Source organism: Telluria sp. BA11, assembly GCF_056680305.1.
The window spans coordinates 4081815-4101268 of the sequence record NZ_CM155275.1; the positions used below are offsets into that span (position 1 = coordinate 4081815).

Sequence of the window (19454 nt, forward strand, 5' to 3'; positions counted from 1 at the left end):
GCAACCAGATCAACGCAGCCAGATCGCGATGTCCTTCACGCCCGGCATGCCGCTGCCGATCCGCGATGCGGCCGGGTTGGCGGCGCCGCCAATCAGCGCGCCGGCGCCGGTCGTGATATCGACGCGGTACAGCGACGTCGGGCCACCGTCGGTGGTGCGCAGCGCTGCCAGCACCAGACCGTTCGCGCCGCCAGCGATGTCCATGCCGCCGTCGCCGGCGATCGTCACGCCCAGCGGGCCGACATTGACCAGCGTGCCATCGTTTGGCGGATTCTGCAGTGCCAGCACCGAGCTGGTGCTGTCGACGTCGAACAGTTGCGTCGCGGTCGCGTTCAGGACGCTGTTCGTGTAGGCGGCTGCTGCCACCATCGGGGCTGCACCGGCGCGGTTGATGACGCCATCGGTGGTGGTCGCGCCGGTGTCGACGTTGATGCGCAGGTTCTGGCCGCTGTTGCTGATCACGCGCAGGCGGTCGGCGACCGGGTTGAAGTCGACGGCAAATGCGGTGCCGGCAATCGCGGTGTACGGCAGCGTGGTGTCGGTGCTGTCAGCGGCCAGCGTGGCTTTCACGGTGGCCACGCCGGTGGCCGGATCGATCGTGATCAGGCGCGCGGTCGAGGTCAGGCCGTACAGCATATTGTCACGTGGACGCACGTCGATGCCCAGCACGACTTCGCCCGCGGCCAGGCCACTGATGGTGACGTTGGTGTCGAGCGCGTTCGGCGTACCGACCTTGAAGCCGACCAGGCGGTTATCGTCGGTCAGGCCCAGCACGACCGGCGTCTGCGCCGCGCGCAGCGCGATGCCGCGGATGTCTTCGGTCACGCCCAGCGCGCCCACCAGCGTGGCCGGTGCGGTGGTGGCGGCCAGGTTCACGCCATACAGATTGCGTGCGCCGCCGACGGTGGCCACCATATAGCCCATGTTCGTGCGTGCATCGATGTCGAAGCCGTTGACGGCGCCGGCGACGATGCCCAGCGGGACCGGATTGGCCAGCGTGCCGTTGTTTGGCGGGTTCTGGGTGTACAGCGTGTTGTTGACCGCATCGATGCCAAACAGCGTCGTCGAGCCGGTGCCGGCGAACGAGTTGGTGTAGGCCGAGGCCGAAATCGCCGTGTTCGCTGCGCCGCCGTTGATGCTGCCGTCGGTGGTCGTCGCGCCGGTGTCGACGTTGATGCGCAGGCTCTGGCCCGTGTTGCTGACGATGCGCAGGCGGTCGGCCATCGGGTTGAAGTCGACGCCGAAGTTGGTGCCGGCCAGCGCGGTGAAGGCGTCGGTGGTGTCGGCGGCATCAGCGGCCAGGCGCGACTTGTTGGTGGCAGCGCCAGTCGCCGGGTCGAGCGTGTACAGGCGGCCGGTCGAACCGACGCCGTACAGCATGCCGTCGGCCGGACGCATGTCGATGCCGACCAGGTTTTCGCCGCTCTGCAGGCCAGTGACCAGCACATTGGTGCGGATGGTCGCAGGGGCGGCGCGGTCGAACGAGATCAGACGGTTGCTGACAGTCAGGGCAACCACATCGCCAACAGTCGCGGACGCCGGCGGCGGGGTGATCGGCGCCGGCGCGGCGTTGTTGTCGTCGTCGTCGCTGCCGCAGGCGGTCAGCGCAAGGGCGATCGAAGAAACGAGGACGAGCTTGGCGAATTGTGGTTTTTTCATGATGTGTCCTTATTAGTAGAATGGGTCGTCAAAGTGGATCAGGGCGCATGGCCCGCGGGCAGGCTGCCATGTCGACCCGGGTACTACGCACCAGATGCAGGATTGGATGCAGACGGATGAAAATAAATTTTTCTGCGTAGCCCGGCGGGTGCATGCAGCCAGTGTGCATGTGAGAATGCACGCATTTTGATGACAATGTCGCATGTTACTGTAGGGAAATCCTGGTGCAGCCGTCCTGCACCGGCAACCCCTGTTTCAACGGTGTCGTCATGCGTGTTTCCCTGGGTGAGGTCGTGTCCGTGGCCGCCTTTTCGCTGGCCGGGTCGGTCTCGTGCATCAAGGCCTGGTCGGTCTTGTCGGGTACCCCATTCACGCCGGGTTTCTACATTGCCGGCGCGATCTTCAGTCTGCTGATCTGTTCGTTTTTTTTGCTGGCGTTCGCGTCGGTGCGGGCCTGGACCCGGGTGCGCTGAGGCAGCCCTGACGGCCAGGCGGCCGCCAGGATGGCGGGAGATGGCGCTAGACGACGCCGCGGTTCTGCAGGGCCGCGATCTCGGCGTCGCTCTTGCCCAGCACATCGCGCAGCACGTCCAGCGTGTGCTGGCCCAGCGTGGGCGGCGCCACGGTGCTGGTGGCCGGCGTGGCCGACATGCGGATCGGATTGCGCACCAGCGTCACTTCGCCGGCGCTCGGATGCGGCAGCGCGATCGCCATCGCGCGCGCCTGCACCTGTTCGTTGGCGAAGACCTCGCCAACGTCGTTGATCGGCCCGCACGGCACGCCGTGTTCTTCCAGCAGCGCGATCCAGGCGGCGCGCGTTTTTTCGCCGACCATCTCGGCCAGTAGCGGCACGAGCACATCGCGATGCTGTACCCGCAGCGGATTGGTGGCAAAGCGCGCGTCAAGCGCCAGCTCGGGCCGGCCGCCCGCTTCGACGAACTTCTGGTACTGGCCATCGTTGCCGGCGGCGACGATGATGTGGCCGTCCAGGCAGGCAAAGGTCTGGTACGGCACGATATTGGCGTGCGCATTGCCCCAGCGCTTCGGGGCCTTGCCACTGTTGAGATAATTGCTGCCGACATTGGCCAGCATCGCCACCTGCGTGTCGAGCAGCGCCATGTCGATGTGCTGGCCTTCACCGGTGCGGTCGCGGTGTGTCAGCGCGGCCAGTACGGCCACCGTCGCATACATGCCCGTCATCAGGTCAGTCAGCGCGACGCCGGCCTTTTGCGGCCCGCCGCCGGGCAGGTCATCGCGCTCGCCCGTCACCGACATCAGGCCGCCCATGCCCTGGATCAGAAAATCGTAGCCGGCGCGGTGCGCGTACGGCCCATCCTGGCCAAAGCCCGTGATCGAGCAGTAGACCAGATCGGGTTTGAGCGCCTTGAGGCTCGCGTAGTCGAGGCCATAGCGCGCCAGGTGCCCGACCTTGAAGTTCTCGAGCACCACGTCGCATGACAGCACCAGTTCGCGCAGTAATGCCTGGCCTTCGCTGCTGGCGATGTCGACCGTCATCGAGCGCTTGCCACGGTTGGCCGTCAGGTAGTAGGCCGCTTCCTGCGTGTCGCGGCCAGCGGCGTCCTTCGCATACGGCGGGCCCCAGGCGCGCGTGTCGTCGCCGCTGCCGGGGCGCTCGATCTTGATTACATCGGCGCCCAGATCGGCCAGGTTTTGCGCGCACCACGGGCCGGCCAGCACGCGCGACAGGTCGAGCACGCGGATGTGGCCGAGCGCCTTGGGCAGCGATGTGGAAGCGGAAGCGGAAGCGGAAGCGGAGGATGGCGTCATGGTGGAGGCAGCTTAAGCAATCATGAAGCGCCGATTATAACGGGCCGGCCATGGGCTGCGGGGCCAGCTGGGCGGCCGCGGACAGTGCGCGTTCACGGTCGACGATGGCGTCGATCGTGCGCTCTTCCAGCCCCATTGCCCCAAGCACGAAGCTGGACAACTGCAGGCTCGCTTCCAGCGTTTCCGGCACCACGACCGAGGCGCCGGCCAGGCGCAGGTCGCGCGCGTGCTTCTCGTCGCGCGAGCGGGCAAACAAGGCCACGTGCGGGAATTCACGGCGGATGCCGTGCACCGCCTGCAGCGCCGCGAGCGGCTGATCCATCGTCAGCACGATCGCGGGCGCCTCGTCGGCGTGCACGCGGCGCAGCAGCTCGGGCCGCGCCGCGTTGCCGAACCAGACCGGCCAGCCGTCGGCGCGCAGCTGCGCCACCAGCCGCGCATCGGTTTCGAACGCCACGAACGGAATCTTTTGCGCAGTGAGCAGCTTGCCCAGTTGCTGGCCGACGCGGCCGAAGCCGGCAATGATGACCTGGCCGCGCACAGCACTCAGGGCGGCATGATCGTGCTGCGCGGCGAGCTGGTTCCCGCGCGTTTCCAGCTGGTCGCCAATAACCGTGCCCAGGCGCGCCAGCAGCGGCGTGATGAACAGCGACAGGCCGACCGCCAGCATCACGCGCGCGCCCAGCGCCGGATCGAGCACGCCGCTGGTGGCCGCATAGCCGATGACGATGAAGGCGAACTCGCCGCCCTGGCCCAGCAGCAGGCCACCTTCGACGGCGCGGCCCCACGGCAGGCCGCCAATCCGGAACAGCAGGGCCACGACGACGCCCTTGATCAGCACCAGCCCGAGGACGAAGCTGGCCAGCCACAGCGGTGCCTCGAGAATCTGGCCGGTGTCGATCGTCATCCCGACCGTCATGAAGAACAGCCCCATGAGCAAACCCTTGAACGGTTCGACCATCAGTTCGACCTCGTGCTTGAATTCGGTCTCGGCCAGCAGCAGGCCGGCAATCAGGGCGCCCAGCGCCATCGACAGGCCGGCGGCGGCCGACAGCGCCGCGATGCCGAAGGTCGCGAGCAGGACCAGCGCCATGAACACGTCGGGCTGGCGCTGGCGCGCAAAAGCGCGAAACAGCGGGTGCACGACGCGCCCGCCCACGAGGTAGATGAGGGCAATCGCGCCGGCGGCCTTGGCCAGCGTGATCGCGGCCAGCAGCAGCGCGCCGTTGCCGTCGCCGGCGCCCTTGGCCAGCGCGCCGATCAGGATCAGGATCGGCACCACGGCCAGATCCTGCAGCATCAATACGGCGAACGCGGCCTGGCCCAGGCGCGTGCCGGTGCTGTGCTGCTGGTTCATCAGCTGCATGACAACGGCGGTGGACGAGAGCGAGAGTACGAGGCCGAGGACGACGGCGGCCTGGCCCGGTAAACCATACAGGTACAGCGCGGCGCCGATCAGCGTGGCGCTGGCCGCGACCTGCGCGGTGCCGGCGCCGAACACCCAGCGCCGCATCGACCACAGGCGCGCGGCCGACAGTTCCAGCCCAATCATGAACATCAGGAACAGCACGCCGATTTCGGCCAGCATCGAGATGCCGGGGCCTGCGGGGAAGGTAAGAAACGACAGCCACGGCGTGTGCAGGGCCAGCGCGCCCAGGCCGAAGGGGCCGAGCAGGGCGCCGACGGCGAGAAAGCCGAGCACCTGGTTGATGCGCAGGCGCTGCAGGGTGGGGATGAGGATGCCGGCCAGGATCAGGAACAGCAGAATTTCACGCAGGAAGGGGAAAGCGTGGTGGTCGTTCACGGTGGTACCTGTTCGTGGAGGGTTGGCGCAATTGCCAACCCTACCACACCGGCCGGTCAGGTCCCGGAGTGCACTGCCTCGTCCACTTCGGCCTGGCGCTCGCCACCCGCGACGTCCTGGCGTCGTTCGGCCTGCGCTTCGAGTTCACGCCGTTCGTCGCGGTCGGCATTGCGCAGGTCGATGTAGCGGCGCAGCGCATCGTCGAGCGTCGGCAGCAGCGCGCCCCGTTCGCTGGCGAGCGCGCAATAGCGTGGCCGCGGCGCCGTGAAGCCGAATTCCTCTGCGGGCAGCGCTTCGAGCCGGTGCGCATCGATGCCGGCCAGTTCGGCCGCGCGGCGCGCCAGCTCGGCCCAGGTCAGCTCGCCCTGGTTCGCCAGGTGCCAGATGCCGGCTTCGCCATCGACCGCGAGGTCGAGGCAGGCATGCACCAGGTCGGGCACGAAGGTCGGCGACACGGTCAGGTCGCCGGCCGCGACGAACGGATCGCCCCGTTCCAGCGCTGCGAGCGCCTGGGTGACGAAGTTGTGTTCGTCCCACGGCCCGAAGAAGGCACTCGTGCGCACGACCAGCGCGCCCGGGTGGTTCAGCAGGACGACGCGCTCGGCTTCGGCCTTGCTGCGGCCATACACGCCCAGCGGCGCAACTGGATCGGATTCGACATACGGGCGCTCGTTGCTGCCATCGAACACGAGGTCGCTCGAGAACGTGGTCAGGTGGATGCCATGCTGCGCGCAGGCGGCGGCCAGCGTCGCCGCGCCCACCGTGTTTTCACGCATGCAGCGTTCGAGTTCGCGTTCGGCGTCGTCCACGCGCACGTAGCCGCAGGTATTGATCACGGCCCACGGCTTGTAGCGGGCCAGTGCGCGCTCGACCGACTCCTGATCGGCGATGTCCATGTCCTGGCGCGACAGCAGGCGGTGCGCCAGGTTGCGCTTTTCGCAGATGCGGGCAAACGCGCGGCCCAGCGTGCCGGTGGCGCCCAGGATCAGGATCGGCGGGGCGCCTGTGTCGACCACGCGGTGACCGTCGGCGACGATGGACGTCACGGTGTCGGGCGTGGCGACCGGCTGGCACACGAAGCGGCCCGGACGGCGCCACCAGCCCTGCGCGCGCAGCACCGGGTGCGACAGCGGCTCGCCAGCAGCCAGTTCATTCATCATCGTGGCCAGCGCGGTGCGGCGCGGCAGTGGCGAGCGCACGTCAAGCGGGCCCGGTTCGTAATAGCCATGTTCGGCAGTGACGAGGCAATTCCAGTCGAACGAGCCGAGCAGCGCCCAGACGGTCACGGCGCGCACGTCGACGCCGTTGGCGCGCGACCCCTGCGCTGCTTCCCAGATTTCAAGCAGCCAGCGCATCTGGTCTTCGCGGTTGGCGTCGATGTGCGCCTCGGTGATCGCCAGCGGGATGCCGTAGCGTTCCCAGATTTCCTGCAGCAGTGGGGCGATGCCAGGTGTGGGCGTGGCCAGCACGCGCGACGCTTCGACGTCGGCGCACGGGAGGTCGTCGGCCATGCCGCGGTGGTGCGCCGGATAGCGCTCCGGGCGATGGTCGAGCCAGCGCTCGCTCGTGACGTAGTAATTGCAGCCGATGATGTCGGGCGGGCACGGGTTGTCGCGGAACCAGAGGAGTTCGGCGGCATCGGCGCCATTGCGCAGCAGGTAGTTCCACAACGGGTGGTCGGGCACGAGCATCCCGCACAGCAGGTCCCAGCCGAGCCAGCGGCGCTCGTTGTAGAACTCGGCGACGTCGCTCAGTTCGGGCGTGCTGTAGGTCTTGCCGAGATCGTCAGTCTGGATCAGCTTGGCAGCCGGATTGACGGCGCGGATCGCGCGCATCGACAGCACAGTGGCGCGGCACTGATTCAGCAGCGCCTGGATGAACGTGCGGTCGTCGCGCCCGTGCGGATACCAGACGCCGTACAGGCCGGCAAAGCGCGCCGTCGTGCAGATCTCGTTGACGGGGGTGTAGTACTCGAGCCAGGGATAGCGCGCAGCGACGGCGCCGGCGTAGTCGGCCAGGGCCTGCGCAAAGCCGGGGTCGACCAGGCTCGTGTGGCGCGGCCCGCTGCCGTGGTGAACCAGGCCGGCGATCGGCGTGACGCCGGCTTCTCGCAGGGCGTTCAGGCGTTCGTCGGGCCAGTGCCAGTTGGCGTGCTCGAGGCCATCCGGGGCGGTGCGTTCCCACAGTATCGGATAGCGGATGGCGCGGATGCCGAGGCCGGCGAAGCGCTCGATGTCGCACGGCCGGTCGGTGTGGCCGTTGCGGTCGAGCTGGCTGAAATAAGCGTCCTGCACGCGGTTGACGGTGCATTCGAGGCCACCCCACAGTTCGAGGGGATGGTCCTGGTGATTTTGATGATTATGGCTGTTCGTGCTCTTGTTCATGGTGTTGGTTCCTTAATATTATTACAACTAGCTGGTCGGCATGAAGTGCTCTGACTGATCGATGCTGTGTTGGGAGAGCCCTGCTGCCGAGTCATGGACCGGGTGGCGGTTGACAGCGCGGCGGCAACCTGCAACCATGCGGTCCATGATCTTTCCGAAAGCACATCCAATTCTTCTTTCCTGGTGGCGCCGCTGACAGCGCGCGGCCACGGGAAATGATGTGCATTTCATAGCCGCCTCGATTCAGGCGGCGTTCATTGTTGATACGCAGCGATCGGGGCATAGAACCAGGAACCTCGATGACACTGCCTACTTCAACTACTTCTACCGATAACGCAACGACCGCCGCAACTACGCCGGCTGCCAACTCGATCATCCTCACCGGTGACCGGCCGACGGGCCCGCTGCACCTGGGCCACTTCGTCGGCAGCCTGCGCGATCGCGTGGCATACCAGCACCAATACCGCCAGTTCGTCATGCTCGCCGACTCGCAGGCGATGACCGACAATATGGATGACTTGGGTAAGGTACACCGGAATGTGGTCGAAGTGGCGCTCGATTACCTTGCTGTCGGGATCGATCCGGCCAAGACGACCGTGTTCATCCAGTCGCAAATCCCCGAGCTGACCGAGCTGACGTTCTATTACCTGAACCTCGTGACCGTCGCGCGCCTCGAGCGCAACCCGACCGTCAAGGCCGAAATCGTCCTGCGCGGCTTCGAGCGCGACATCCCGGCGGGCTTTCTGACCTACCCGGCCAGCCAGGCCGCCGACATCACCGCGTTCAAGGCGAACATGGTGCCGGTGGGCGAAGACCAGATCCCGATGATCGAGCAGTGCAACGAGATCGTGCGCAAGTTCAACCGCATCGTCGGGCGCGACATCCTGGTGGAAGCCAAGGCCTTCGTGCCTGAAGTGGGGCGCCTGCCGGGCATCGACGGCAAGGCCAAGATGAGCAAGTCGCTGGGCAACACGATCAATCTGGGCGCGAGCCCTGACGAGATCCGCGCTGCCGTCCGGAACGTCTACACCGACCCGCTGCACCTGAAGGTTTCCGATCCGGGCCACATCGAAGGCAACGTCGCCTTCACGTATCTGGACGCGTTCGATACCGACAAGGACGGCCTGGCCGAGATGAAGGCGCATTACCAGCGCGGTGGCCTGGGCGACAGCATCGTCAAGAAGCGCCTCGAAGGCATCCTGCAAGAGATGCTGGCGCCGATCCGCACGCGCCGTGAAGAGTTCGCGAAAGACCCGGCCTACGTCATGCAGATGCTGAAAGAAGGCACGATGAAGGCGCGTGAAGTCGCGGCGGCGACGACCGACGAAGTCAAGAAGGCGCTGGGGCTGTCGTACTTCTGACTGGTATCACACGGCGATGCCGGCGGTAGCGCAGCGCAAGGCCGTGTTGACTATCGGTAGCGTAGACCGCCCGGGGATGGCAAGCTGCCTGCTTGTCCATCACCCTGGAGTTGATCATGAGCAAAGGCTTGCGCCTGACTGAAAAATGGATGCAGCGCGCCCTGTGGCTCGTTGCGTTCGTGTTTGCTGGCTTTTTGATCGGGCTTGGCAGCCTGATCGTGCAGAACGTGCGCGATGTTGAAGAGCCACTGACGCTCGAGCAATTCATGGACCCGGTCCAATTGGCCAGTGTGCAAGCCGAGCGGGAAGCAGCGCACAAAGCGCAGGAACAGGCCCAGACGCGCCTGGAGCAGGCGACCCAGAAGCACACGGTGGCCAGCGCGAATACTGCTTCGGCACGCGAGACGTTCGGCAACTGGCTGGCGACCCGGCAGGTGACGGCGCGGCCCGAGCAGGATCCGGAATTAATCAAGCGTACCGAAGCACTCGATGCGCTGGCAAGCGCCGAGCGCACGGCCCTTGCAGCAGTGGAGGCCGAACAGCAGACGCTGCTCGACGCAACCCAGGCCGGGGAGCGTGCCGGCACCCGCTGGCGTGCGCTGGAAGAGCCAGCCGCGAAGGCGTTGTTTGAAGCGCAGGCGGCGCGCGATCTTCGCGTGTTTGGCTATCGGCTCGCGCTGACCCTGCCGCTCTTGCTGGTGGCCGGCTGGCTGTTCAAGCACAAGCGCAAGACGCCCGACTGGCCGTTTGCCTGGGGCTTCATCCTGTTTGCATTGTTCACGTTCTTCTTCGAACTGGTGCCGTATCTGCCGAGCTATGGCGGGTATGTGCGCTACATCGTCGGCATCATCCTGACGGTCGTTGCCGGGCGCTATGCGATCCGGTGGTTGCAGGGATATCTGGCGCGCCAGAAGCTGGCTGAAGCCTTGCCCGATGCCGAGCGGCGTCAGGGGATGCGCTATGACGTGGCCCAGACCAGGCTGGCGAAAAGCCTGTGTCCCGGGTGCGAGCGTGCGGTCGACCTGAAGGATGGCAAGAACGATTTCTGCCCGCACTGCGGCATCGGCTTGTTCAACCGCTGTACTGCTTGCACGCCGCGCAAGAATGCGTTTGCACGATTCTGCTTCGCCTGCGGGGCGGCGGCCAACACGACACTGGCCGACTGAATAAAAAAACCGCAGCCGGCGGGACCGGTTGCGGTTTCGTGGAGTGCGCGCTACGGGGTATCAGTCACGCAGGTCAGCTGGCACCTTGCCGCCATTGGCCGCCAGCTTGTTCATGACCTGGCGGTGCAGCCAGATGTTCATCTTGGCCGAATCGTTCATGTCGCCGGTGTAGTTAAGCTCAGCGGCGAGTTCCTTGCGCGACTGCAGGCTGCTGTCCAGACCGAGCAGCTTGAGCAGGTCGACGATCGACGAACGCCAGTTCAGTTGCTGGCCCGACGAGGCGAGCATGCCGTTGAGGACTTGCTCGACATCGACTGGTTGGGCTGGCGCCGCTGCCGGGGCTGGCGCTGCTGCTGGTGCGGCGGCCGTTGGTGCGGCTGGTGCCGGTGCTGCGGTCGGGGCAGCAGGTGCAGCCGTTGGCGTTGCCGCCGGTGCTGCGTCTTTTTTGCCTGGGAAAATTTTATGGAAGATGTTGCTCAGGATACCCACGGGTCCCTCCTTTTCTGGTGATTGTTTACGGATATTGTTTGCCATGTAGCCCAGTGCGACGGCCAGGGCGGCGCCCCCGGCAGCCTTGATCAGCGTTGGATGCTCGGCGTAGAAGTCGCTCATGCGATCGACGATGCCGGGATTCTGCTGCTGTGCTTTTTCAGCCAGTTCCTGTACTTGCTCAGGCGAGACCTGCGCCGCCTGTTCAGGTGTGACCTGCGTTGGCACATTGTTGCCAAAGATCTTGCTCAGTGCACCACCAGCGACCGACGACAGCACGCCGCCGCCCGCGCCGCCCAGCAAGCTGGTCAGCATGCCGGCGCGCTGGTTCTGATCGCTCTGGCCAAACAACTGGCTGACCATTTGCGGGAACGGTGGGGTCTGGTCGGAGCGCAGTGCGCTCGCGATGCCTTGCGCGACGCTGGCCCGCGGCGCGTTCTGCGCTACCTGGTCGAAGTCGGCGGCAGCATTGCCGTTGGTGCTGGCGGCGCCTGCGCCACCAAGATATTGCTGCAACAAATTACCTAAATCAAAAGCCATGTGTTCTCCTGCTGGGTGAATGCCGGGATGGATGACCAGCGTAGGCGTTTTGATATCGACCGCTCTGTACGATGACGAACCCACGGTGCATCGATCATCAACGATCTGCGCTCGGTGATCGGCGCTCTGCGCTCTGTGAACGTTACGTGGGTGTTTCACAGGAAAGGGTAGCGCTGCATCTATTTGCCAGGTGGACACGACAGTACCGCGAACGGTAAGCTGTCGCTATGCCCTACGTCCCGCTCGCCGTGTTCCTCGTCCTGTACCTGTTTGCCAGCCTGGCCTGGAACATGTCCCAGATCGTCGGCGCCGCCTACCTCGTCACCAGCCTGACCTGTTTCGTGGCCTACGCGATGGACAAGTCGGCGGCGCGCGCCAGTACGTGGCGCACACCGGAAGCCACGCTCCTGCTGCTGGGCCTGATTGGTGGCTGGCCTGGTGCCGTCGTGGCGCAACAATGGCTGCGCCACAAGACCAGCAAGCAATCGTTCCAGTGGAAGTTTCAGGCGACGGTGGCGCTGAACCTGGGCGTATTCGCATTCCTTGCTTACCGCTTCGGCCAACCGGCCTTTGCATGATGATGATGAAGAATGATCCCGTGTGGCCATGGCCCCGCATCCTCGCGCACCGGGGAGGCGGCACGCTCGCGCCCGAAAACACGGTGGCCGGCTTGCGCTGCGGTATGGCGGCGGGCTTTCGCGCGATCGAGTTCGACGTCATGCTGGCGCGCGACGGCGTCCCCGTGGTGCTGCACGATCCTGGCCTGGGCCGCACGGTCCGGGGCAGCGGCAGCGTGTTCGAGCACGATGCGCGGGACCTGGCCGCGATGGATGCCGGCAGCTGGTTCGGCCCGGCGTTCGCGGGCGAGCCGGTGCCGCTGTTCGACGCCTTCGCGCGCCTGTGCATGGCCCACGGCATCTGGATGAATATCGAGATCAAGCCGGCGCCCGGCTACGAACGCGAGACGGGCCGCACCGTGGCGCAGATGACGGCCGCGCTGTTCGCCGACGCGCTCACATCCGGCGACCCGGCCGCGTTGCCGCTGTTGTCGTCATTCAGCAACGTCGCACTGGCCGCGGCCCAGGCGGCGGCCCCGATCCTGCCACGTGCCTGCCTCATCAGCGCGCTCGGTGCCGATTGGCAGACGCGGGCGCAGGCGCTCGGCGCACGCGCCATCCATACCAACCACTTGCACCTGAGCCAGCAGCAGGCACGCGCCGTCAAGGACGCCGGCTATGGCCTGTTCTGCTACACCGTCAACGATGCCGGCCGCGCGCGCGAACTGCTGGCCTGGGGTGTGGACGCCTTCTGCACCGACCGCATCGACCTGATCACGCCCGATTTCGCCTGACGGCAGACCTTGGCACTATATTTACATTGTGACCTAAAGTAACAGGGGAGGGGTGACGTTAAGAACTGACGATCATTCTGACAGTGTTGCCACCATGGCGCTTTCCATCTCGACGAATACCCTGTCGCCCAGTACGCAGCGCAGCATGCGCACGCATGATACCGAGGCGGCAAAGCTCACCGAGCGCCTGAGCTCAGGCATGCGCATCAATCGCGCGTCCGACGACGCGGCCGGCCAGGCGATCACGTCGCGCCTGACGTCGAACCTGCGCGGCACCAGCCAGGCGATGCGCAGCCTGAGCGATGCGACATCGATGCTGCAGGTGGCCGACGGTGCCATGGCCAGCGTCACCGAGACCCTGCAACGCCTGCGCGAGATGGCAGTGGCCGCCGGCAACGGCAGCTACACGGACGGCGATCGCGGCGCGCTGCAGAAAGAAACGCAGGCGCTGCTGCAACACATCACACAAGTGGGCACCGACACCAGCTTTAACGGGCAAGCGCTGTTTTCGCAGGACACCGTCAGCATTGGCGGCGACGAACGGCGGCGCGCCGTGCTCGATGGCCTGCAGTCCGGCTGGCTCAGTTCTGCTGAGGACATGATCAAGCAGCATTACGGCCTCATGGGTGACGGCGCCAAACTGACTGTCAACCTCGAGACCACGGATGGCGCCTACAACGTGCTTGCCTCGGTGTCCGGCACGTCGTCCGGCGGCAAGCTGAACAATCTGCACCTGAACCTCGACATGGCCGACTTCGGCACCGCGGTCACGCCCGATGGCGGCAGCGCGCCGCTCTACAGCGACCGCATCGTCGCCCATGAAATGGTGCACGCCGTGATGGGCCGCACCATGAACATGGGCGCGCTGCCCCAATGGTTTGTCGAAGGCACGGCTGAACTGATCAATGGCGCCGACGAACGGCTGGCCGGCGCCGGCAGCATCGCGGGCGTGGTCGCCACCATCGCTGGCGGCGGTTTTTCCTACGAAGGCGGGTATGCCGCCAGCCGCTACCTGCACGACCGCATGAAAGGCCTGGGCGTGGAGGGTGGTATCAAGGGCATCATGCAATACCTGAACAACAACCAGTCCGCCAATCTCGACGCGGCGCTCAATGCCGTGTCAAAAGGCGTGTACACCAGCAATGCCGCGTTCCTGGCCGACTTCGGCGCCAACGGCGCACAATTTATCAATACAAAAATGAATCTGACCAATGCCGATACGGGCGCCATCGGCGGCCTGGATGCCGACGGCGGCGCCGTGCGCGATGCCCGCGCCGTCGTGCCCGCCAGCGGGACCAGCAATGCCGCAGACGGCCTGGCCGGTTTCAATGTCGTGTACCCGAACGAAGGCGGCGCCAGCGGCGTGCGGCGCGTGCAGGTGCAGGCGGGCGACAGTGCCGGCGACCTGATCGACCTGCAATTCTCGTCGATGAATGCGCGCGCCCTCGGCCTGGCCAGTCTCGACATGACGCGCTCCAGTGTGGCGCTGCTGACCATCGACCGGGCGCTGGAGTTCGTCAATGAGCAGCGCGTGCGCACTGGCGCCTCGAGCAACCGGCTGGATCTGGCCGCCGGTGCCCTCGAGACGAGTTCACAGAACATGCAGGCGGCCCGCTCGCGCATCCAGGACACGGATTACGCGAGCGACACGGCGCGGCTGACCCGCACGCAGATCCTGCAACAGGCAGCGTCGGCGATGCTGGCGCAGGCCAACGGGCAACCACGCTCAGTTCTGGGCCTGCTGCGCTGAGAATGGATCGGGGAGCTAGGCTATAATCGTTCCTTTATAGGCACGCTGCCTCACTCCGCCCAACGATCAGACATGAAATCCTCCGACATCCGCGAAAAGTTCCTCAAGTTCTTCGAATCCAAAGGCCATTCCATCGTGCGTTCCAGCCCGCTGGTGCCGGGCAACGACCCGACCATGCTGCTGACCAACAGCGGCATGGTGCAGTTCAAGGATGTCTTCCTGGGCCTGGATTCGCGCCCGTACTCGCGCGCGACGTCCGTGCAGCGCTGCGTGCGCGCCGGCGGCAAGCACAACGATCTGGAAAACGTCGGCTACACGGCGCGGCACCACACGTTCTTCGAGATGCTGGGCAACTTCAGCTTCGGCGACTACTTCAAGCGCGATGCGATCCAGCTGGCCTGGGAACTTCTGACCAAGGTCTACCTGCTGCCGGCCGAAAAGCTGACCATCACGGTCTATTTCGAGGACGACGAAGCGTACGACATCTGGGCCAACGAGATCGGCGTGCCAAAAGAGCGCATCATCCGCATTGGCGACAACAAGGGCGCGCGCTACGCATCCGACAATTTCTGGCAGATGGCCGATACGGGCCCATGCGGTCCGTGCACCGAGATCTTCTACGACCACGGCGCCGACATCTGGGGCGGCCCACCGGGCTCGGCTGAAGAAGACGGTGACCGCTTCATCGAAATCTGGAACCTCGTGTTCATGCAGTTCTACCGCGACGAGACCGGCTCGCTCACTCCGCTGCCGAAGCCGTCGATCGACACCGGCATGGGCATGGAGCGCCTGGCCGCTGTGCTGCAGAACGTGCACAGCAACTACGAAATCGACCTGTTCCAGAACCTGATCAAGGCCGCTGCCCGCGAAACCGCCGCGCCCGACCTCGAGAACAATTCGCTGAAGGTCATCGCCGACCACATCCGCGCTGCGTCGTTCATGATCGTCGACGGCATCATCCCGAGCAGCGAAGGCCACGGCTACGTGCTGCGCCGCATCGTGCGCCGCGCGCTGCGCCACGGCCACAAGCTGGGCCAGACCAAGCCATTCTTCTACAAGCTGGTCGCGGACCTCGACATCGAGATGGGCGAAGCCTATCCCGAACTGCGCACGGCCAAAGAACGCGTGGCGCAAGTGCTCAAGGCCGAAGAAGAACGCTTCGGCGAGACGCTGGAAAACGGCATGAAGATCCTCGAAGCCCAACTGGCCAAGGATCCGAAGAACCTCGACGGCGGCACCGCCTTCACGCTGTACGACACCTACGGCTTCCCACTCGACCTCACCGCCGACATTTGCCGCGAGCGTGGCATCACGCTCGACGAAGCGGGCTTTACTGCCGCCATGGAACAGCAAAAGAAGACGGCGCGCGCCGCCGGCAAGTTCAAGATGGCGGCCAACGTCGAGTACGCGGGCGAAAAAACGAAATTCGTCGGCTACGATTCGCTGGCCCACAACACGCACGTGCTGGCGCTGTATGCCGACGGCGTGAAGGTCGAGCAACTGAGCGCCGGTCAGGCGGGCATCGTCGTGCTCGACACGACGCCGTTCTACGCTGAATCGGGCGGCCAGGTGGGCGACCAGGGTGTGATTGGCGACGGCGCCATCCGCTTCGAAGTCGAAGACACGCTCAAGATCCAGGCCGACGTCTTCGGTCACCACGGCGTGCTGCGCGAAGGCACGCTGAAGGTCGGCGCGACGGTCGATGCACAGGTCGACACGGCCAAGCGCGCACGCACCATTCGCAACCACTCGGCAACGCACCTGATGCACAAGGCGCTGCGCGAAGTGCTGGGTACGCACGTGGCACAAAAAGGTTCGCTGGTCGATCCTGACAAGACGCGCTTCGACTTCAGCCACCCGCAGGCGCTGACGCTGGACGAAATCACGCAGGTCGAGACCATCGTCAACCGCGAGATTCTCGAAAACCACGCGACGCAGTCGCACAATATGTCGTTCGACGATGCGGTCAAGCACGGCGCCATGGCCCTGTTCGGCGAGAAGTACGGCGACACCGTGCGCGTGCTCGACATCGGCACCTCGAAAGAGCTGTGCGGCGGCGTCCACGTGACCCGCACCGGCGACATCGGCCTGTTCAAGATCGTGTCCGAAGGCGGCGTCGCTGCCGGCATCCGCCGCATCGAAGCCGTCACGGGTGAAGGCGCACTGGCTCTGGTGCAATCGATCAACCGCAAGCTGATCGAAGCGGCCGGCGCCCTGAAGACCAATCCTGACGAACTGACCAGCCGTATCGGCCAGGTGCAGGATCAGGTGAAGCTGCTCGAAAAAGAAGTCGCTGCGCTGAAGTCGAAGCTGGCGTCGGGGCAGGGCGACGAGCTGATCGCACAAGCCATCGACGTCAACGGCATCAAGGTGCTGGCAGCGACGATGGAAGGCGCTGACGTGGCCACGCTGCGCGAAGCAATGGACAAGCTCAAGGACAAGCTGGGCACGGCCGCCATCGTGCTGGCAAGCGTCCTCGACGGCAAGGTCAGCCTGATCGCAGGCGTGACCAAGGATGCCACCGGCAAGGTCAAGGCGGGCGAGCTGGTCAACTTTGTGGCCCAGCAGGTAGGCGGCAAGGGCGGCGGGCGTCCGGACATGGCGCAGGCCGGCGGTACCGACCCATCGGGCTTGCCGGCAGCGCTGGCCGGCGTGGCGGGCTGGGTGGGCGAGCGCGCGTAAGCACGCCGCCTGCGAGATCGACGCCGCCTTCGGGCGGCGTTTTTTTTCGGCGCGCCGCTGGTGGCGTTCGATGAATACTGCGTTGACTAACGCCGCTTCCAATGTCCGGGGATGTTCTTGTCCGGCCATTGCTTGTCCACTTTTTCCTTGAACGCGCAAAAATCCGGCGCAACGAACTCGCCCGACTGAACGCCGCGGCATTCCCACATCACGGCGCTTCTGTGTGCAAACTGGTCCCACGCGTAGTCGTAGTCGATCGGGGCCGGTGTATTCGGTGCAATGTCGATCACGGCATCCGGTCCGGCCTTCCCCTGGCCGGGTTGGTCTTGAAGTTTGTCCTGCGAATAGGCGACGGGAAGCAACTGCATCGCGATGAAGAGCGAGAAGGCAATAATTTTCATGTTCTGATACCCCCAGGTTGGCATACACGATGACGTCAGCTTAGCAGGTTGCCGGGCTGGAAAAGTCATCGACTGTCTCGAACGAGTCCGGGAACATTCGCAAGCACCTGCGCAATAAAGTCAATGAAGACCGCTGCACGCCGGGGCAGGCGCCGTTCTGCGGAATACAGCACATTGACGGGCACCGGCGGCGCCCCATGCCCGGTCAACACCGCTACCAGTTTGCCGCTCTGCAGTTCCTTGGTCACCATCCAGGCCGGCAGGTAAGCGATCCCCAGGTCGTTCAGGACGGCGCGCCGGATGCCGTCCAGACTATTGAGTCGCACACGTCCGCTGACCTTGCGATCGCCATCCCTGAACGGCCAGCTGTCATTGCCGGCCGCCAGCAAGGTATACACAAGGCAGTCGTGCGCAGGCAGGTCGCCGGGTTCCAGCGGCGTGCCACGTTGTTTCAGATACGTCCTGCTTGCCACGCAGATGCGCGCAGATTGACCGACGCACCGGGCACGCAGGGTGCTGTCACGTAACTTGCCACCCCGGATGGCGATATCGATGCCTTCGGCCACCAGGTCGATGTAGGCGTCACTCAGACGACATTCCACATCGACATGCGGATAGCGCTGCAGAAAATCCGGCAGGGCGGGTATCAAGAGTTCAGTGCCGATACTCTCCGGACACGCAATGCGCAGCAGTCCATGCGGATCTTGTTCACCATGCGCCTCTGCTTCGGCTTCTCCGATGATGTCGAGTGCCAGGCGCGCTTGCGCGTAATAGCGCTGGCCCTCGGTCGTGGCGACCATTTGCCGCGTCGAGCGATGCAGCAGCCGCGTGCCGAGCGACTTCTCCAGTGCCGCCACATGCCGGCTGACGTTTGGTTGCCCAATCCCGAGTTCGCGCGCGACGGCTGAAAAACTACCGGTTTCGACGGCGCGCACGAAGCATCGCATCCACAACAATTTATCCATTCCTGCCCGCGTGAATTGGTTTTATGCGGCGAGAGCATAAATGATATGGCCGCTGCATGGCTTCTCATCCATGCAGTCAGCAATCAGACTGCACCAATTGCCCCATGCACATACGCTCGTGCCCCGGGGTTTCACCATGACAGGAACCCATATGAATACTGCTTCCACTGCACGCTTCGTCAGCCTGGTGGGCACCTATGAAATCAATCCGCTGGACGCTGCGGCCTTTGCACGCAGCGCGACGGCGTCGGTTGACCAGATCGCTGGCAAACCAGGCTGCCTGTATTACATCGCCTCGCAAGACCTGAAGCAGGCCAACGTGTTTCACCTGGCCGAAGGCTGGGCCACGCAAGAAGCTCTCGATGTTCACCTCGGCAGTCCGGATTTTCTGGCCATGCTGGAGCAGGCATTCACACTGCGCATCGTGCGCCGTGAAATTTATGTGTCGGCGTCGGCAGGGCGAACGTTGCTGGGTTGATCGGCGCAATCCGTCCGCAAATCCAGCTGTCGGACATGGATTGACCCGCCCATCAACGCTTCAATCGAACCAGCACCCATTTTATTGCGCAAGATTGTCTGACCGTCTATTGCACGCGCCGATTTGGGTCGCATCTTGTCTGCATGATGCACCGCCATAGTGCTTTTTTGTGAGCATCCAGTACAGACTCGGTAGCAGCTCGTCAAGCTTTTAACACTGGGTTGCAGGCTCGCAACAATCTATGACTATTTTGGTGCGCTGCGTCATACTGTGGGAATTGGAGTAGTATTCGAGTTCCAGCACCCTCCTTACTGATCAGGAATGCGATGAGCGACATCATTTTCGACACTGACACCGACACCATGGAATTCCAGAGAGATCTGGATGCGCGGGGGCTCAATTGCCCACTGCCCATCCTCAAAGCGAAGAAGGCGCTCGCCGAAATGGAGAGTGGCCAGGTGTTGCGTATCGTGGCCACCGACACCGGCTCCGTGCGCGACTTTCAGGCGTTTGCCAAACAGACCGGCAATGCGCTGCTGGCCCACACCTTCGAACACGGCGAGTTCACGTTTCTGATGCGCCGCAAGTAATCCAGGCTGCCGTGTTGCGCCTGTCGATGCGGCGCACACACTTGCC

General features: G+C 64.6%; 16 protein-coding genes. 9 read left to right on the top strand and 7 right to left on the bottom strand.

Features of this window, described 5'->3' with window-relative positions; all coding sequences use genetic code 11:
• Positions 1 to 9: 9 nt before the first annotated feature.
• The gene (locus AC1MGT_RS17925) at positions 10 to 1659 is read right to left on the bottom strand and encodes a DUF4394 domain-containing protein (protein WP_499501393.1); all 1650 of its coding nucleotides are present in this window, start codon (positions 1657 to 1659) and stop codon (positions 10 to 12) included.
• A gap of 269 nt (positions 1660 to 1928) precedes the next feature.
• Here AC1MGT_RS17925 and AC1MGT_RS17930 point away from each other — a divergent pair, with 269 nt between their 5' ends.
• Positions 1929 to 2132, top strand: coding sequence for a hypothetical protein (locus AC1MGT_RS17930; protein ID WP_332530412.1), 204 nt, complete (start codon positions 1929 to 1931; stop codon positions 2130 to 2132).
• A gap of 46 nt (positions 2133 to 2178) precedes the next feature.
• Here the strand turns inward: AC1MGT_RS17930 and AC1MGT_RS17935 are convergent, their stop codons facing one another.
• Genes AC1MGT_RS17935 through AC1MGT_RS17945 form a run of 3 tightly spaced genes read right to left on the bottom strand, consistent with a single transcriptional unit; the run spans position 2179 to position 7635 of the window.
• Positions 2179 to 3447, bottom strand: coding sequence for a CaiB/BaiF CoA transferase family protein (locus AC1MGT_RS17935; RefSeq protein WP_499501394.1), 1269 nt, complete (start codon positions 3445 to 3447; stop codon positions 2179 to 2181).
• Positions 3448 to 3481: 34 nt separating this feature from the next.
• Complete coding sequence (locus AC1MGT_RS17940) at positions 3482 to 5251, bottom strand: cation:proton antiporter domain-containing protein (protein WP_499501395.1); 1770 nt, start codon at positions 5249 to 5251, stop codon at positions 3482 to 3484.
• A gap of 56 nt (positions 5252 to 5307) precedes the next feature.
• Complete coding sequence (locus AC1MGT_RS17945; protein ID WP_499501396.1) at positions 5308 to 7635, bottom strand: family 1 glycosylhydrolase; 2328 nt, start codon at positions 7633 to 7635, stop codon at positions 5308 to 5310.
• Between the two features lie 299 nt (positions 7636 to 7934).
• Between AC1MGT_RS17945 and trpS the strand changes: the two genes are divergently transcribed.
• The gene (trpS, locus tag AC1MGT_RS17950) at positions 7935 to 8996 is read left to right on the top strand and encodes a tryptophan--tRNA ligase (protein ID WP_499501397.1); all 1062 of its coding nucleotides are present in this window, start codon (positions 7935 to 7937) and stop codon (positions 8994 to 8996) included.
• Positions 8997 to 9112: 116 nt separating this feature from the next.
• Positions 9113 to 10162 carry a serine endopeptidase gene (locus AC1MGT_RS17955; RefSeq protein ID WP_499501398.1) on the top strand — a complete coding sequence of 350 codons (1050 nt, stop codon included), beginning with the start codon at positions 9113 to 9115 and terminating at the stop codon, positions 10160 to 10162.
• A 60-nt stretch (positions 10163 to 10222) separates the two neighbouring features.
• Here AC1MGT_RS17955 and AC1MGT_RS17960 read toward each other — a convergent pair whose 3' ends face one another.
• A complete protein-coding gene (locus tag AC1MGT_RS17960) occupies positions 10223 to 10651 on the bottom strand; it encodes a DUF3597 domain-containing protein (protein WP_499504313.1) in 429 nt (142 codons plus the stop codon).
• Positions 10652 to 11418: 767 nt separating this feature from the next.
• Between AC1MGT_RS17960 and AC1MGT_RS17965 the strand changes: the two genes are divergently transcribed.
• The 4 genes from AC1MGT_RS17965 to alaS all read left to right on the top strand — a co-directional run bounded on the left by AC1MGT_RS17965 (position 11419) and on the right by alaS (position 16974).
• Positions 11419 to 11769, top strand: coding sequence for a DUF1294 domain-containing protein (locus tag AC1MGT_RS17965; protein ID WP_499501399.1), 351 nt, complete (start codon positions 11419 to 11421; stop codon positions 11767 to 11769).
• A gap of 20 nt (positions 11770 to 11789) precedes the next feature.
• Positions 11790 to 12542, top strand: coding sequence for a glycerophosphodiester phosphodiesterase (gene ugpQ / locus AC1MGT_RS17970; RefSeq protein ID WP_499504314.1), 753 nt, complete (start codon positions 11790 to 11792; stop codon positions 12540 to 12542).
• Between the two features lie 94 nt (positions 12543 to 12636).
• Positions 12637 to 14292 (top strand): flagellinolysin, encoded by a 1656-nt coding sequence (locus tag AC1MGT_RS17975; RefSeq protein ID WP_499501400.1) that lies wholly within the window; start codon positions 12637 to 12639, stop codon positions 14290 to 14292.
• A 72-nt stretch (positions 14293 to 14364) separates the two neighbouring features.
• Positions 14365 to 16974 carry an alanine--tRNA ligase gene (gene alaS, locus AC1MGT_RS17980; RefSeq protein ID WP_499501401.1) on the top strand — a complete coding sequence of 870 codons (2610 nt, stop codon included), beginning with the start codon at positions 14365 to 14367 and terminating at the stop codon, positions 16972 to 16974.
• An 86-nt stretch (positions 16975 to 17060) separates the two neighbouring features.
• Here alaS and AC1MGT_RS17985 read toward each other — a convergent pair whose 3' ends face one another.
• On the bottom strand, positions 17061 to 17375 hold the full coding sequence (locus AC1MGT_RS17985) for a hypothetical protein (RefSeq protein WP_499501402.1): 315 nt from the start codon (positions 17373 to 17375) through the stop codon (positions 17061 to 17063).
• Positions 17376 to 17440: 65 nt separating this feature from the next.
• Positions 17441 to 18340, bottom strand: coding sequence for a LysR family transcriptional regulator (locus tag AC1MGT_RS17990; protein WP_499501403.1), 900 nt, complete (start codon positions 18338 to 18340; stop codon positions 17441 to 17443).
• A gap of 151 nt (positions 18341 to 18491) precedes the next feature.
• On the opposite strand from AC1MGT_RS17990, the gene AC1MGT_RS17995 reads away from it, so the two are divergent.
• Both AC1MGT_RS17995 and AC1MGT_RS18000 read left to right on the top strand, forming a co-directional pair.
• Positions 18492 to 18818, top strand: a complete 327-nt coding sequence (locus AC1MGT_RS17995; protein WP_499501404.1) for a putative quinol monooxygenase — start codon at positions 18492 to 18494, stop codon at positions 18816 to 18818.
• A gap of 362 nt (positions 18819 to 19180) precedes the next feature.
• Complete coding sequence (locus AC1MGT_RS18000; RefSeq protein WP_183553472.1) at positions 19181 to 19408, top strand: sulfurtransferase TusA family protein; 228 nt, start codon at positions 19181 to 19183, stop codon at positions 19406 to 19408.
• Positions 19409 to 19454 lie beyond the last annotated feature (46 nt).

Coding starts and splice junctions, on each gene's coding strand:
- AC1MGT_RS17935 (WP_499501394.1), bottom strand. CDS start 3,447: ATGACGCCATCCTCCGCTTCCGCTTCCGCTTCCGCTTCCACATCGCTG.
- AC1MGT_RS17985 (WP_499501402.1), bottom strand. CDS start 17,375: ATGAAAATTATTGCCTTCTCGCTCTTCATCGCGATGCAGTTGCTTCCC.
- alaS (WP_499501401.1), top strand. CDS start 14,365: ATGAAATCCTCCGACATCCGCGAAAAGTTCCTCAAGTTCTTCGAATCC.
- AC1MGT_RS17990 (WP_499501403.1), bottom strand. CDS start 18,340: ATGGATAAATTGTTGTGGATGCGATGCTTCGTGCGCGCCGTCGAAACC.
- AC1MGT_RS17930 (WP_332530412.1), top strand. CDS start 1,929: ATGCGTGTTTCCCTGGGTGAGGTCGTGTCCGTGGCCGCCTTTTCGCTG.
- AC1MGT_RS17965 (WP_499501399.1), top strand. CDS start 11,419: ATGCCCTACGTCCCGCTCGCCGTGTTCCTCGTCCTGTACCTGTTTGCC.
- AC1MGT_RS17945 (WP_499501396.1), bottom strand. CDS start 7,635: ATGAACAAGAGCACGAACAGCCATAATCATCAAAATCACCAGGACCAT.
- AC1MGT_RS17955 (WP_499501398.1), top strand. CDS start 9,113: ATGAGCAAAGGCTTGCGCCTGACTGAAAAATGGATGCAGCGCGCCCTG.
- AC1MGT_RS18000 (WP_183553472.1), top strand. CDS start 19,181: ATGGAATTCCAGAGAGATCTGGATGCGCGGGGGCTCAATTGCCCACTG.
- trpS (WP_499501397.1), top strand. CDS start 7,935: ATGACACTGCCTACTTCAACTACTTCTACCGATAACGCAACGACCGCC.
- AC1MGT_RS17975 (WP_499501400.1), top strand. CDS start 12,637: ATGGCGCTTTCCATCTCGACGAATACCCTGTCGCCCAGTACGCAGCGC.
- AC1MGT_RS17925 (WP_499501393.1), bottom strand. CDS start 1,659: ATGAAAAAACCACAATTCGCCAAGCTCGTCCTCGTTTCTTCGATCGCC.
- AC1MGT_RS17995 (WP_499501404.1), top strand. CDS start 18,492: ATGAATACTGCTTCCACTGCACGCTTCGTCAGCCTGGTGGGCACCTAT.